The organism is Lentzea sp. NPDC005914 (assembly GCF_040629405.1).
GTDB lineage: Bacteria > Actinomycetota > Actinomycetes > Mycobacteriales > Pseudonocardiaceae > Lentzea.
The window spans coordinates 106,978-121,930 of record NZ_JBEXVQ010000010.1 but is presented as its reverse complement, the minus strand read 5'-3'; the positions used below and the strand labels follow the sequence as shown (position 1 = coordinate 121,930).

The 14,953-nt window shown below is 68.9% G+C and carries 10 protein-coding genes; 3 read left to right on the top strand and 7 right to left on the bottom strand.

What is annotated here, in order from left to right; genetic code table 11:
• Positions 1-15 precede the first annotated feature (15 nt).
• Positions 16-3,186, bottom strand: a complete 3,171-nt coding sequence (locus ABZ345_RS16790; RefSeq protein ID WP_359848691.1) for a BTAD domain-containing putative transcriptional regulator — start codon at positions 3,184-3,186, stop codon at positions 16-18.
• 87 nt (positions 3,187-3,273) lie between these two features.
• On the opposite strand from ABZ345_RS16790, the gene ABZ345_RS16785 reads away from it, so the two are divergent.
• Both ABZ345_RS16785 and ABZ345_RS16780 read left to right on the top strand, forming a co-directional pair.
• The gene (locus ABZ345_RS16785) at positions 3,274-4,059 is read left to right on the top strand and encodes a polyketide synthase dehydratase domain-containing protein (protein WP_359848688.1); all 786 of its coding nucleotides are present in this window, start codon (positions 3,274-3,276) and stop codon (positions 4,057-4,059) included.
• A gap of 108 nt (positions 4,060-4,167) precedes the next feature.
• Positions 4,168-5,892 (top strand): alpha-L-fucosidase, encoded by a 1,725-nt coding sequence (locus tag ABZ345_RS16780; RefSeq protein ID WP_359848685.1) that lies wholly within the window; start codon positions 4,168-4,170, stop codon positions 5,890-5,892.
• A 158-nt stretch (positions 5,893-6,050) separates the two neighbouring features.
• On the opposite strand, the gene ABZ345_RS16775 is transcribed toward ABZ345_RS16780, so the two are convergent.
• From ABZ345_RS16775 to ABZ345_RS16750, 6 genes are all read right to left on the bottom strand, one after another.
• Positions 6,051-9,002 (bottom strand): BTAD domain-containing putative transcriptional regulator, encoded by a 2,952-nt coding sequence (locus tag ABZ345_RS16775; protein ID WP_359848682.1) that lies wholly within the window; start codon positions 9,000-9,002, stop codon positions 6,051-6,053.
• Positions 8,993-9,580 carry a nitroreductase family protein gene (locus tag ABZ345_RS16770; protein WP_359848679.1) on the bottom strand — a complete coding sequence of 196 codons (588 nt, stop codon included), beginning with the start codon at positions 9,578-9,580 and terminating at the stop codon, positions 8,993-8,995. Before ABZ345_RS16770 ends, ABZ345_RS16775 begins: the two co-directional genes overlap by 10 nt.
• A 54-nt stretch (positions 9,581-9,634) precedes the next feature.
• Complete coding sequence (locus ABZ345_RS16765; protein ID WP_359848676.1) at positions 9,635-10,150, bottom strand: DUF742 domain-containing protein; 516 nt, start codon at positions 10,148-10,150, stop codon at positions 9,635-9,637.
• Positions 10,147-10,545: a roadblock/LC7 domain-containing protein gene (locus tag ABZ345_RS16760; RefSeq protein ID WP_359848673.1), complete on the bottom strand. Its 399-nt coding sequence runs from the start codon at positions 10,543-10,545 to the stop codon at positions 10,147-10,149. The genes ABZ345_RS16765 and ABZ345_RS16760 overlap by 4 nt, the downstream gene beginning before the upstream one ends.
• Positions 10,542-12,689, bottom strand: a complete 2,148-nt coding sequence (locus ABZ345_RS16755) for a sensor histidine kinase (protein WP_359848670.1) — start codon at positions 12,687-12,689, stop codon at positions 10,542-10,544. Before ABZ345_RS16755 ends, ABZ345_RS16760 begins: the two co-directional genes overlap by 4 nt.
• A 103-nt stretch (positions 12,690-12,792) precedes the next feature.
• Positions 12,793-14,259, bottom strand: coding sequence for an OFA family MFS transporter (locus ABZ345_RS16750; RefSeq protein WP_359848667.1), 1,467 nt, complete (start codon positions 14,257-14,259; stop codon positions 12,793-12,795).
• Positions 14,260-14,535: 276 nt separating this feature from the next.
• On the opposite strand from ABZ345_RS16750, the gene ABZ345_RS16745 reads away from it, so the two are divergent.
• Entirely contained in the window at positions 14,536-14,952 is a 417-nt protein-coding gene (locus ABZ345_RS16745) for a DUF485 domain-containing protein (RefSeq protein ID WP_359848664.1), read from the top strand.
• The last annotated feature ends 1 nt before the right edge of the window (position 14,953 follow it).

Here is a 14,953-nt window from a genome sequence, read left to right as displayed (position 1 = left end):
TCTGCCGGAGAACCGTCAGCCGAGGTCAGTTTCACACAGAACGCCGGCGGGATCACCGCCGTGGACACCGGTCACCCGTGCGACGATCGCTCGCATTCCGTGCAGGTACCCGCCGGCGGCCGGGTCGTCGAGCCGGTCCGCGGCGTGCGCCAGCACCAGCAACGACTCGGCCTCACCGAGCGCGCACCCGGTCGCCCGCTGCACCTCCACGGCCTCGGCGGCGTACTCGTGCGCCCGCGTCCACTCCCCCGCCTTGAGGCTCACCAGGGCCAGCGTCGCGAGCGCCCGGCCGCGTTGCATCCGAAACCCGAAAGTCGTGGCCTGCGCCAGAGCCCGCTCGGCCAGCTCCACCGCGGACTGCTCGTCGCCGGCCGCCTCCAGCACGCGGGCCAGCTCGATCAGGTACTCGGTCTCGTTGTCCACCCGCCCGAGCGACCCGGCCAGCCGCAGCCCGCGCCGCAACGCCTCGATCGACTGGTCCAGCTGTCCCAGACGGTGGTAAGCGCTTCCCACGATCACCAGGCCGAGCAGCACGTACAGCTCCGCCTCGCCCTCCTCGGCCTCACCGACCAGGGCGAGCGCGCGAGCCAGCGCGTCCTGGGTGTGCCCGGTGTCGCGGTCGATCCTCGCCTCGACCGACTGCAGCACGTACCGCCACGCGTGCGAGCCGGACTCCTCCGCCAGCCGCGCGCCGCGTTCGGCGTACTCACGAGCGCGGCCGGGATCACCGAGCAACGCGTGCAGCTCGGCCAGCGCGAACTCCACCAGCGTGTCCGAAACGCTGCCGCCGGCCCCCTGCAGCAACTCCCGCGACCGCTCGTAGTGCGCCAGCGATTCGTTCAGTCGCCCGGTCTGTGCCGTCGCCACGCCCAGGTTCAGGTTCACGACGGCGGAAAGCCGGACGTTGTCGTCCACCAACGGCAACGCCTCGCGCAGCAGCCCGATCGCTTCCTGGGTGCGCCCCAGCGTCAGGTGGATGACGGACAGGTTGTTCAGGCAGTGGAACCGGCCGACGCGATCACCGGACTCCCCGTACAGCCCCAGCGCCGTCTCCAGGTGCCCGATGCCCTGCCTGCCGTCCAGCTCGCAGTGCAGCGTCCCCAGCGAGAGGTGCATCGACGCCTGGCCGCGCAGGTCGTCGCACTGCTCGGCGGCCAGGAGCCCGGCCGACGACGTCTCGTGCCACCGGTCGAACTGCTGGCGCAGGTACCACATGCGGCGCAACGAGTCCGCCAGCTCCCAGCGGTAGTGCAACGGCTCGGCCCGCAGCGCGCAGGTCGCCACCGACTCCCACTCACCGTCCAACCAGGACAGAGCTTCTTCCTTGCCGCCGAAGGACAACGAGGACGTCCCGTCGCGGTCGAGCCGGTACATCTCCGGCGCCAGCACGTCCAGCGCCGCGTCGGTGGTGTGCAGGTAGTGGTCGAGCAACCGCAGGCCGGCCTTCTCGGCGCCCTCGTCGGAGGCCACCAGCTCCCGTGCGTACAGGTGCAGCAGGTCGTGCACCCGGAACCGTCCGCGGGTGTGCGGCTCGATCAGGCTCGCGCTCTCCAGCAACGACACCAGCGGCCGCACGTCGTCGGCACCCATCAGCACGGACGCGGTGTGCGCGGTGAAGTCCGTGCGCGGCAACAACCCCAACCGCCGGAACAACCGAATGGCCTCGTCCGGCAACGTCGTCAGCGACAGCTCGAACGCCGCCGTCACCGCCGCCCGCCGGTCCCCGCTGATCGCCAGCTGTGCCAACCGGTTGCCCTGGGCGAGATCCGCGACGGCGTCCGAGATCCGGTCGTGCGGGCGGCAGGCGAGGTTCGCCGCGGCGATCCGGATCGCGAGCGGCAGGTACCCGCACAACGCCGCGAGGTCGGCGACGGCCTCGGGTTCGGCCTCGGCGCGCGCCGGACCGAGCACCCGGTTGATCAACCTGTGCGCCTCGTCCGCCGTCAGCAGGTCCAGCTCGACCCGGCGGGCGTCGTCCAGCGCCGTCAACCCGCGCATGTCGTTGCGGCTGGTCACGACCACCGCGCAACCGGGCGTGCCGGGCAGCAGCGGCCGGACCTGGTCCTCGCTCGCCGCGTTGTCCAGCAGGATCAGCACACGCCGGTTCGACAGGATCGACCGGTACAGGCTCGCCTGCTCGTCGACCTCCCGCGGGATCTGGTCCGGTTCGACGCCGAGACCGCGCAGGAACTGGGTCAGCGCCTCGCACGGCGTGGTGGCGGGCGCGTCGTCGTAGCCGCGCAGGTTCAGGTACAGCTGCCCGTCGGGGAACCGATCGCGCACCCGATGCGCCCAGTGCACGGCCAGAGCCGTCTTGCCCACACCGGCGGTCCCGGCGATCGACGTGATCACCACGGTGGACGCGGACAGGCTCGCGTCCAGTTCGTCCAAATAGGACTTGCGGCCGGTGAACCTGGCGAGATCGGCGGGCAGCTGCGCGGGTGCCTTCGCGGACACGGGCCCGGACTCGCTGTCCTGGTTGAGGATCGCCTGGTGCGCGGTCCGCAGGCTGCGGCCGGGATCCACGCCCAGCTCGTCGGCCAGCAACCGGCGCGTCCTGTCGTACAGCTCGAGCGCGTCCGCCTGCCGGTTCGACCGGTACAGCGCGATCATCAGCTGTTCCACCAGCTGCTCGCGGAACGGGTTCGCGGCCACCAGCGCGGACAGCTCGGTGATCACCTGCTCGTGCTGGCCCAGTTCCAGCTGCAACGCGAAGCACTGCTGGGCCACGGCGATCCGGCGCTCGTCGAGCCGTTCGGCCTCCACCCGCAGCGCCTGGCTGTTGAGGCCCGCCAACGCCGGCCCGCGCCACAGCGAGAGAGCCGTGCGCAGCAACCGCACCGCCTCAGCGGGTTCCACGGTCTGCGCGGTCGCCACGTGCCGCTCGAACGTGACCACGTCCAGCGTCGCCGAGCCGAGCGCGATCCGGTAGCCGGGCCCGTCGGTGACGATCATGCCGGGCACACCGACCGCGGCGCGCAGGTCGCCGACCGACTTCTGGATCTGGTGCTTGCCGGTCGAGGGCGGTTCGCCGTCCCACACCACGTCGACCAGATGCGCCAGCGGCACCACCCGGTTCGGCGCGAGCAGCAACGCGGCGAGCACCTTCTGACCGCGCACGCCGCCCAGCTCGAGCCTGACGCCCCCGTCGCGAGCCTGGATAGGCCCCAGAATCCCGAAGTCCACGGCGTCACCGTAGGGCCAATTTCGGGCCTTGTGACAATGGGAATGAGACGGTAGCGAGACGGGATCCGGCGCGGCGACCCTCGGGCCGTGAGGCACATCGTGCTCGGCGCTTCGACGCATCCGTTCCTGCGCGACCACTCGATCGCGGGGACTCCCGTCGTGCCGATGGCCATGGTGCTCGAGTGGTTCGCGGCAGCCGCGACCGCCTGGCCGCTGTGCCCGAACCTGCTGGTGCTGCGCGGGGTCACCGCACTTCGCAAGATCGCGCTGCCAGGCTTTCACGCCGGTGGTGACCAGTGCGAGGTGCGCTGCGAGGTCGTCGACGAGACGCTGTCGCTGATGCTCGTGTCCTCCGGGGGCGTGCCTCATCACCGCGCCAGCGCGGCCCGTTTCCCGCTTCCGGTGCAGCGGCGTCCCTGGTCCGTTCCGAGGGATCTTCGACCCGCCGTTCGGAGCAGTCCCTACGACGGGCGCGTGTTGTTCCAGGGTCCGTCGTTCCGCTCGATCCGGCGGGTCTCCGGAATTTCGCCGTCCGGCGCACTCGGTGTGGTGGCCGGGCTGCGTGAGCTCTCGTGGCCGGACGGGCCGTGGCAACTCGACCCGGCGGCGATCGACGGCGGGCTGCAGCTCGCGACGCTGTGGGCCGAGCACGCGATCGGCGCGGCCACCTGGCCGCAGGCGATCCGCGAGTGCCAGGTCCACGTGCCCGGCCCCGTCAACGGCACCGTGCGCTGTCTCGTACTCCGGCGGCGGGCCTCAGTGCTCGACGCCGAGTGCGACATCGCGATCATCAACGCCGCCGGCGAGCTGCTCGTCGAACTGGCGGGCGTCCAGCTGGTGGCTCGCCCAGAACCGAGGAGGTCGGGTCAGTGATCCCTCCATTCGCAACCTGAGTCGCACTTTAGGGCCAGATCGTGGCGTTTACATCCGATGTCTGGCTAGTCTGATCCGCAGCCGCCCCCGACCCTCCCTGGAGGACTCGTGCGCGTGTTGCTCGCCTTGTTGCTGGTGCTCGGGCTCGTACCGCCCGCCTCGGCAGCTCCGGCCCCTGCGTTCGACGACCCGCTGACCTCGTCCCGCACGCAGTGGTGGCGTGACGCGAAGTTCGGCATGTTCGTGCACTTCGGCCCGTACTCGTGGTGGGGCGGCGAATACCGGCGCCCGGACGGCACGCTGTGCACCGACGCCGAGTGGATCAAGCTGCGCTGCGACATCCCGTGGCCCGAGTACGAGGCGGCGGCCCGCAAGTTCAACCCGACGGAGTTCGACGCCGACGCGATCGCCAAGCTGGCTCAGGACGCGGGCCAGAAGTACGTGGTCATCACGTCCAAGCACCACGACGGCTTCGCGATGTGGCCGACGCGCACGACGACGTGGAACCTCCACGACCACTCGGGGTTCCAGCGCGACATCCTCGCCGAGCTCAAGCGCGCCTCGGAACGCCGCGGTCTCCGGTTCGGGCTCTACTACTCGATCAACGACTGGCACGACCCCGGCGTCACCGGTGACGCGTCGGCCTACAAGCAGCGCATGCGCGAACAACTGCGCGAGCTCGTGACCACGTACCACCCGGCGACGCTGTGGTTCGACGGACAGGGCCAGTCCTGGTGGTCTCTGAAGGATGGCGACGAGCTGCAGCAGTACCTGCGCTCGCTGGACCCGAAGCTGATCCTCAACGACCGAGTCGCCAAGAGCCGGTTCGTCGACGGCGACCACGAAACCCCGGAACGCCACCAGAACATCCCCCAGGCGCCCCTGGACGCCGTGGCGTGGGAATCGTGCATCACCACCAGCAACCGCTGGGGCTGGACCCGCTACGACACCGCGTTCAAACCGTCGTCTCAGCTCACCCGGTTCCTCACGGACATCACGGGCCGCGGCGGCAACATGCTGCTCAACGTCGGCCCGGACGACCTGGGCCGCATCCCGGCCGGAGCCCAACAGTCGTTGCGCGGCGTCGGGGACTGGTTGCGCGCCAACGGGAAAGCGGTCTACGGGACCTCGCTGACAGGCCTGGTCGCCGATCCCGGCTGGGGTGCGGTGACCCGGCGCGGCGACAAGCTCTACCTCTCCGTGTACGACTGGAGCTCGTCGCTGCACCTGAGTACGAAGGCACCGTTCGACGTGCTGGCCGCGCGGGTGCTGGGCAGCGGGCAACGGGTGCGCTGGCAGGCTTCCGGTGACGGGATCGACGTGCTGCCAACGGGTCAGCCGACCAACTCCACGGCGACGGTGGTCGAACTGACGATCCGCACGCCACAACCGGTGGCGGGCAACGGGTCCGGGTTGACCGGCGAGTACTTCGCCAACCCTGACCTCACCGGCGAGCCCGTGGCGCGCAGGACCGATCCGACGCTCAACTTTCCTTGGCGTGAAACCACTCTCGCGGCACCCGGCGTGCCGCTGGACGGGTTCTCGGCGCGGTGGACCGGATCCGTGCAGGCGAGCTACACCGGCCCGCACACGGTGATGGCCGTGTCCGACGAGAAGGTGAAGGTGTGGCTGGACGACAAGGTCGTCATCGACAACACCAAGCCGCACGGACCCCGTGTCGACAAGGCGGTGGTGACGCTCGAAGCAGGCCGGAAGTACCCGATCCGGGTCGAGTACGCGGACCTGACCGGCGAGGCCTACCTCAAGCTCCTGTGGGCCAACGCCTACGAGTCACAGCGGGTCATCCCGGCGTCGGCGCTCACCCCGAACTGATCTGACCTGGTCTTTTCCGCCGTGTGACCGCGGTGGGGACGATGTGTGGACGCTCTCCCGGACCCTCGGTGGCAACACCACCGAGGGGGAACCGGGGATGCGCAGGAACAAGGACAGGATCGCCCAGTACACCGCGTTCGCACTGGTCGCGGCGGGATTTATGACGCTGGTGCTGCTGGCGCTGCACCTGTAGCGGCACCTCTGGCCGTGGCCAGGATTCGCTTGGCCACGGCCACCGCTCTGGGCTGACGCTTGCCCTCGGCCGAGCGGACCGCCTCCTCGCCGTAGCGGATGGCGGTCTCGCGGTTGCCGACGGCCAGGTGCAGGCGGCACAGCTGACCGAGCAGGCGGTCGCTCGCCCACCTGCTCCCCGACCGCGTGTTCGCCTCGAGGCACCACTGCGCGAACCGCACGGCGTCGGTCAGCCGTCCCTCGATCTCGGCGCGGATGGCCAGCGCGAACGCCACCTCCGAGTCGCCCTGACGGTCTCCGGCCTCCTTGATGGTCCGCAGCATCACGTCCTCGTCGGTGAGACCCATGCCCGTCATGCACAGCTCAGCCGCCGCACGCGCCATGTCCAGCGCCTTGCCCGGCATTCCGAGCTCGAGCGCGGTGTGGGCGAAGTCGGTGCGCGCGAACGCCTCTCCCCGCCAGTCTCCCGACTCCTGCAGGACCACCAGGGACCGCTCCAGGTAGGCGACGCATTCGTCGTCGTTGCCCAGGTGGTAGTGCACGTAACCGATGTCCCGCAACGACATCCCCGCCCGCGCCAGGTCACCGTGGGCTTCGAACAGCACCAGGGCCGCCTCGATGTTCGCGATGGCTTCGACGTTGTCGCCCCGCAGCGCGTGCATGACGCCGACGTTGTGCAGCGCGCTGGCCTCACCGGTCGGCGCTCCAGCCCTCCGCATCAGTTCGAGGCCCCGGTTGAAGAGCTCCATCGCCTCGTCGAGCTCGTTGCGTTCCCTCGCGATGATGCCGAGAAGTCCGTACACGGACGCTTCTCCGCGCACGTCACCGATCTGCCGCATCAGGTCGAGGGCCTCACGCAGGTGTTCGTTCGGCTTGCCGTCGTAGCGGGTCATGTGCGCGGAACCGAGACCCTTCAACGCTTCCGCCCGTGCCTTCAAGTCGCCGAGCTGCCTCGTGGCGGCGAGTGCGACGCTCTGCAGCTCGATCCGGTCACGACCCTGGCCGCGCAGCAACAGGAAGTGCGAGAGGGCCTGCGGCAGTTGCCAGGCGTGCTCGTAATGCCCGCGATAGGCGGCGAGGTACACCGCCGCCTTCAGGTTGAGCCGTTCGGTGTCCAGCCACACCGACGCATTCCTGGCGTTCGTCAGCGGCGGCGGGTCGAACGGCAGGTACCGCACGGCCGAGCGGATCTCCGGCATACCCGGTGATATCCGGAACTCCGCCGTGAACGCGTTGTGCAGGTAGAAGTCGAGGATGCGCAGCACGGCTTCCTCGGTCTCGTCCTCCTCGACGCTGGCCTTGGCGTGATCGGCCAGCAGGTCGTGAAAGCGGTAGCGGCCGTTCTCCTTCTGCTGCACGAGATGCACGTCGAGCAGGTCGTCCACCAGCCGCTCGGCCTGCGCCCGCGTCGAGCCGATCACCGCCGCAGCGAGGTAGGCGTCCCAGTCCTCGCCCGTGTGCAGGCCGAGCCGCCGGAACAGGCGCTGCTGCTCGGGCGTGAGTTGCTGGTAGGACAGGGCGAACGCGCCCGCCACGCTGCGTTCACCAGCGATCAGCTCGGTCAGCCGGTGTTCGGTGAGCCTGCGCGTGACGTCCTGCGCGGACCACGCGGGCCTGGTGCGCCAGCGGGCACCGACGATCCGCACGGCCAGCGGCAGGTAGCCGCACAGCCGGACGATCTCGCGAGCCGCTTCGACATCCGCCCTCTGCCCGACGATGCTCGCGAGCAGGTTCAGCGAGTCCTTTTCGGACAGAACGTCCAGCGAGACCGTGTGCGCCGCGTCCAGATCCAGAAGCCGACGCCTGCTCGTGACCAGGACCAGGCCGGTGCCGGGCAGCAACGGCCGGACCTGCGCGGCGCTACCCGCGTTGTCGAGCACCACGAGTGCCTTGCGGTGGGCCATTTCCGCGCGCCACCGGGCGGCGCGGGCGTCGAGACCGTCCGGGATGTCGTGCGCGGGCACGCCGAGCGCGGTCAACAGCGCCAGCAACGCGTCCGACGGGGTGCGCGGTTCCACGCCGTCGGTGTAGGAGTGCAGGTCCACGAACAGCTGCGCGTCGGGAAACCGGGAGGCCAGCCGGTGCGCCGCGCGAACAGCGAGCGTGGTTTTGCCAATACCAGCCATGCCGTCGATCGCGGTGATGGCGACGCAGCCGGAAGGGACGGCGGCGAGGATCTCGTCGAGATCGTCCGCGCGGCCCGCGAAGTCCGGGATGTCACCGGGCAGGTCGTTGCGCGCCCTGGGCCGGTTGTCGGCCGTGAGCACCTGCTGGTGAGCCTTCTGCAGGTCCTTGCCGGGATCGAGGCCCAGCTCGCCGGCGAGCCTGCCCCGGATGTCGTCGTAGGCCTGCAGCGCCTCGGTCTGACGGTCGCAACGGTGCAGCGCCACGATCAGCTGCGCCCACAACCGTTCCCGCACGGGATGCTGCCGGGTGAGCGACCGCAGCTCCGCAACAAGCTGGTCGTGCTTGCCGAGGCGAAGATCGCCCTCGATCCGCGCTTCCAGCACAGCGAGGTACTTCTCGGTCAACGCCGGCACGTGGTCGCGTTCGAGCGCGTCACTGCCGATGTCCGCGAACGGGCGACCGCGCCACAACGCCAAAGCTTGGACGGGCTCCAACGTCTCGAACCGGTGGACGTCGACCTCGTCGGGCCGCACGTCCAGCAGGTAGCCGCCCGGCCGCGTCTGCACCAGATCCGGCACACCGAGGTCGTCGCGCAACCGCCCGACCGCGGTCTGCAGGGCGTTGCGCGTCCCGCCGACCAACTCGACCAGTTCGTCGATCCCGACCACCTGGCCGGCCCGCAGCAGCAGCGCGGCCAGCACGACGCGCCGCTTGCCGGGCGGAACGTGGACGTGGCGCCCGTCGAGCACCACGTCCAGCGGTCCGAGCAGGCCGAACGATCTCACTTCCATTGACCCCAGTGGACCATCTCGTCGAACTTGTTGCGCTTGCGCGTGCGCGGCGACGCCCCCTCGGAGACGCCCTGCTCCGCGGGGTGCCCGATCGCGATGATGCCGATCGGCACGTAGATGTCCGGCACGCCGAACGCCTCCCGCAGCTCCGGCCACTTGTCCTTGTCAGTGCCGAAGAACACCGCGCCGAGCCCCTCGTCCACGGCCGTCTGCAGGATCAGCAACGCGGCCATGCCCGTGTCGATGTCCCAGTACGGCACCGGCCAGTGGGCCTCGTCGCGGTCCGTCCAGCCCTTGTCGTCCTGCGCGTACCGGTCGAGGTAGATGTCCTTGGCCGAGAACGGGATGACGGCGACGGGCGCGGTCTTCGCGTCCTCGCCGCCCCACCACTCGAACATCTCGGCGAGCCGCTTCAGCGACTCGCCCTGCAGCACGAGAAAGCCCTGGCCCTGCGAGAACCCGGCGGACGGACCGCGCACGGCGTTCCGCATGATCCGCTGGATGCTCTCGTCGCTGACGGGTTCGCCGGTGAACTTGCGCACCATGCGCCGGCGTCGGACAACGTCCTGAAACTCCACTCCAACCTCCCCAGATCGTGATTCGACCGTATCAGCGGTCTGGGGAACGCACGGTCAGAGCCGACGCAGCCCCGCCAGCACCCGTTCCAGCAACGCGCCGTCCGGACGATCTTCGCCGTACGACGACGCCGTGCGGTGAACGTCGATCAGGCCGTGCGAGGCCATGTCGCCGAGCAGCACCTTCGTGACGCCCAGCGGCAGGTGACGCAGCGCCGCGATCTCGGCCACCGAGCGCGGCGACGAGCACAGGGCCAGCACGTCCTGGTGCTCCGGGCGCACCGCGGTGGCCGAGAACTCGTTCACCGAGACCAGGGTCTCGATCTCCAGGTGCACGTCGGACGTCGTGCGTCCGCCCGTCCAGGCGTAGGCGCGCACGATCGACGCCGACGACTCGATGGACGGCAGCGGCGGCACGTCGAACGGCATCGTCGCGTACGGGTCCGGTTCCGGCAGGGGGTCCGCGACGCGCTTGGCCTTCTTCTTGCCGCGCTTGCGGATCCGTTCGCTGTCGAAGCTGAACCCACTGACCAGGTCGCCGAAGCTGACCTGCTCCTCGTCTTCTCCGCTCATGCCAGTTCGGCCCGCAGTTCCGGCGTGAGCAGCTGGCCCACCTGCCGCACGACGACGGTCATCTCGTAGGCGACCTGGGCGACGTCGGACGAGTTCGACGCCAGCACCGCGAGCACCGAGCCGTCGCTGATCGACGACAGCAGCATCACGCCCCGGTCCATCTGCACCACCGTGCGGACGACCGACTCACCGGCGAAGCACTGGGACGCCGACTCCGCGAGCGACACCACGCCGGCCACGATCGCCGCGAACTGGGGCGCGACGTGCGCCGGCAGCCTCGACGACGAGATCAACACCAGCCCGTCGGCCGAGATCACCACGGCGTGTTCGATGCCGGGGGTGCGCTCGGCGAAGTTGGTGACCAGCCAGCCGAACTGGTCCACCTGCGTGCTCATCGACTCTCCTGCCGGTCGGGAAGGCCTCGCTGCACACCGCGCTGGAAGGCGTCGAGGAAGCCCCGGGCCGACTCCGGCGTCTGGCGTGCTGGTGCGGGGGGAGGCGGCGTAGTGCCAGCGGGTGACTCGAACCACGACGCCGACGCCGACTCCGGATCCATCGCCGGGCCGGACATCATCGGCCGCGCCGGCTGGTGCTGGTGCTCTACCGCTTCCCCTCGGAAAGACTCCCAGGACTCTTCGCGTCGTGGTGCCAGTTCCGCCGGAACCAACACGATCGCGCGAGTCCCCTTGCCCTGTTGGGCATCGAGACGTACCACGATCTGGTGGCGTTCGGCGAGCCTGCCGACGACGAAAAGTCCCATTTCGCGGAAGACCTGGACGTCCGCGCCCTCGCCCGCGGCTTCGAGACGGTGGTTCACCACCGCCAGTGCCTCGGGGTCGATGCCGATGCCGTGGTCGACCACGTCGATCTGCACGATGTCGCCGGCCTCGATCGACGCGCTGATCGAGACCTGGGTGTGCGGCGGCGAGAAAGCCGTTGCGTTGTCAAGAAGTTCGGCCAGCAGGCGGACGAGGTCGCTTGCCACATAACCGACAACTTCGGCATTGGGCGCCGTGTGCACCATCACCCGTTGGTACTGCTCGATCTCGGCCGCCGCCGCGCGCAGCACGTCGGTGAGCGGGATCGGGCGGTGGAACCGGCGTGCCACGTCGCCGCCGGAGAGCACCATCAGGTTCTCGTTGTTGCGGCGCATGCGGGTCGCGAGGTGGTCGAGCTTGAAGAGGTTCGCGAGCTGGTCCGGGTCTTCCTCGTACTTCTCCAGCTCCTCCATCAGCTTGAGCTGGCGTTCGACGAGGCTCTGGCTGCGCCGCGAGAGGTTCACGAAGATGTTGCGCATGTTCGCGCGCATGCCGGCCTGTTCGATCACCGAGCGGACGGCCTGCTGGTGCACCGCGTCGAACGCGCGCGCCACCTGGCCGAACTCCTCGGTCGTGTCGACCGGCACCGGCTCGATTTCCGTGCTGCCGCGCCCGGTTGCCACCATTTCGGGAAGTTTGTGCCACGCCACCTCGAGTGCCGAGCGGCGCAACGCGTTCAGCGAGCGCAGCAGGTAGCGGCCGACGACGAACCCGATGGTGCCGGCCAGGATCAGGCTGGCGAACAGGATCGCCGACGCCGTACCGGCCTGGTCGCTGGTCTCGTCACGCAGGCGGTTCGCCGCGTCGCGCAGGTCGTTCTGCAGACCCTGCACCACGACGTCCAGCGACTTCGCGACCGCGCCGGAGGCCCTGCCCCAGTCCGAGGCCGCGATCGGCAGCGGCTTGGGCTTGGCGGCGTTGGTCCCCGTGTTGCCGGTGCCGGTGGCGGGCGCGTCGGAGGTCGGGTACAGCAACGCGGTGGCCAGCATCTTGCGGTGCGCCTCGGTGTCGGGGCTGTTGAACTTCGTCCCCCACATCGTCAGCTGCTCCGGTGTCGCGAGCGCGGCGAACTCGCCCGCGATGTAGCTGAGCTTGACGTTCGACTCGACGAGCGACCGCACCTCGGCGGTGACGAGCTGGCCGCGGGTGAGGCCCGACAACACGACCGCCTGCTGGTAGAGGACCTGCTCCTGCACGTGCATCACGTGGTGCAGGCCCATCGCCGTGCGGAAGAGCGAGGCGTCACCGAACTCGCTCGCGAGCACCTCGTCGACGTCGAGCATCGACTCGGTGAGCGCGGTGTACTCCCTGATGGCCCCCGGCACGTCGGTGGTCTGCTCGCGCAGTGCGGGCAGACCACCGATCCGGGAGCGGACGTCGTCCATGCGGGCCGTCACGACCCCGGACAACGAGGTCTTCGCGACCTGCCCGCGCAACGCCGTTCTGGCGTCGTCGGTTCTGCGCACCTGGTCCTGGAGCGCCTGCGGGCCGGAACCCTCGGCGAGGATCCGCCGTTCCGCCTGCACCCCCTCGATCACGGGGATCAGGGCGGAGCGGACCTTCACCAGCCGCTGGAGTGCCGCGTACGACTCGGCGCGGTCCATGTCGGACTGGATCTGCAGTACGCCGGCGCCCACCGCGATGAAGACCGGAACGATCAACACCGCGGCGAGCTTCACCGGCAGGCGCCAGTTGCGCCAGTTGGCGAGCGACTTGAACATCAGACGAAGAGCTTGGCCGCGTTCAGGAAGAGCCGGTACAGGCCGTAGGCGAGCGGGATGCCCACCCACAACCACGCACCGATCAGCAACAAGCGCTGGGAGTTCACTTCCGCACCACGCCTTCCGCGTCGTCCGCGTCTTCCTTGTCGGCGGCCTCGGCGATGTCAGCCGCCTCCGCCTCGTTCCACTTGGTGACCGTGGCCTCGTCGTCCGTCTTGGACACGGGCTTCTCGGTCTCCTCAGCGGCGGCCGCGGGCTCGTGGAACTTCGGGTTGACCGGGCGGACCAACTCGTTCGCGACGAAACCGACGACCAGCAGCGAGATCATGATGTAGAACGACGTGGCGTACAAGTCGGGACCGACGTGGCCCGCCTTCTTGCCCGCGTCCGCGATGGCGTTGACGATCAGCGGCCCGAGGACACCAGCGACCGACCACGCGGTCAGCAGGCGGCCGTGGATCGCGCCGACCTGGTAGGTGCCGAACAGGTCGCGCAGGTAGGCGGGAATCGTGGCGAAGCCGCCGCCGTAGAACGACAGGATCACCATCGCCGCGACCACGAACAGCGGGGTGCTGGTCGGGCCGAACGTCAGCAGCACCAGGTAGAGCAGCGCGCCGACGCCCAGGTAGAGGCGGTAGATGTTCTTGCGTCCCACGATGTCCGAGGTGGACGACCAGATGAAGCGGCCGGCCATGTTGGCGGCGCTGAGCAGTGCCACGAAACCGGTGGCGGCCGTCGCGAGGACCGGCGTCGAGGACTCCTTGAAGAAGTCGACCAGCATCGGCGCGGCCTTCTCCAGGATGCCGATGCCCGCGGTGACGTTGAAGCACAGCACGACCCAGAGCAGCCAGAACTGCGGCGTCTTGATCGCGTTGTTCGCCGAGACGTTGAAGCCGACCGTGGCCTTCGGCTTGTCCTTGAGAAGGGCTGCCTTCTCCTCCGTGAACTCCTTGGAGGGCAGGCGGATCAGCAGGACGCCGACGCTCATGAAGACCGCGTAGGCGAGGCCGTGGATCAGGAAGGCCTTGCCGATGCCCGACGTCGAGGTGTTGCCGAACGCCGTCAGCATCGAGGTCGACCACGGTGACGCGATCAACGCTCCGCCGCCGAAGCCCATGATGGCGATGCCGGTCGCCATGCCCGGCCGGTCGGGGAACCACTTGATCAGCGTCGAGACCGGCGAGATGTAGCCGATGCCGAGACCGATGCCACCGACCAGGCCGTAGCCCAGGACGACGACCCAGTACATGCCCGCCCACACGCCGACCGCGGAGATCAGCAGACCGGAGCAGAAGCAGACCAGCGACATGAACATCGCCCAGCGCGGTCCCCTGCGCTCGACGGTCGTACCGAGCACCGCCGCCGACAGCCCGAGCATCACGATGCCGAGCTGGAAGGGCAGGGCCGACTGCGTTCCCGTGATACCGAGAGATTTCTCCAGAGGCGTCTTGAAGACGCTCCAGGCGTAGGCCTGACCAATGGAGAGATGAATCGCCAGTGCTGCTGGCGGAACGAGCCAGCGGTTCCATCCGGGAGGCGCGACTGTGCGTTCGCGCGCTAAGAACCCCACTTTATCCCCAACCGTCACCAAAAACAGCGGACCGAACGATCCTAGGCCAGGTGTACACGTGCGACAACGGTCTGGACCTGTCGAACGTCGTCGAACGCTGTTGCATATGACGCAACGTCAGGGCAACAGCGGGTTAACAGTGCCGTGCAGACCTCGCGTTCAACCATTTGAGACGAATGCGGTGTCCGATTTTGCCCGTTTCCCGGTACTCGGGCGCGTTGACTGCACACGTGAGAGCGCTACAGTGAGCGCCGCACGTAGGAGGGGCAGGGGTACATGACCAAGGCGATGTGGTCGCCTGGCGAAACGCAGCACGAACATCGGGAAATCCGGGGATTCGCGTCGTTCGACGACCCGGAGGCTTTGTCGTACGTCGATTCGAACGGCAAACCGAACTTCGCGCTCATTGCGCAGACCGACGAATTCCGTGCCCTCCGCCGGCGACTCACGACGTTCATCTTCCCGATGACCGTGTTGTTCCTCGCGTCCTACTTGACGTTCGTGCTGCTGTCCGCGTATGCGCACGAGTTCGTCAGCACGAAGGTAATCGGTGTGATCAACCTCGGGATCCTGCTGGGACTCGGGCAGTTCGTCACGTCGATCCTCATCACGCTCGGTTATGCCCGTTACGCAAAGCGACGGCTGGACCCGCAGCGCAAATTGCTCGCAGAGAAGACAGGCGTCGAGGAGTAAG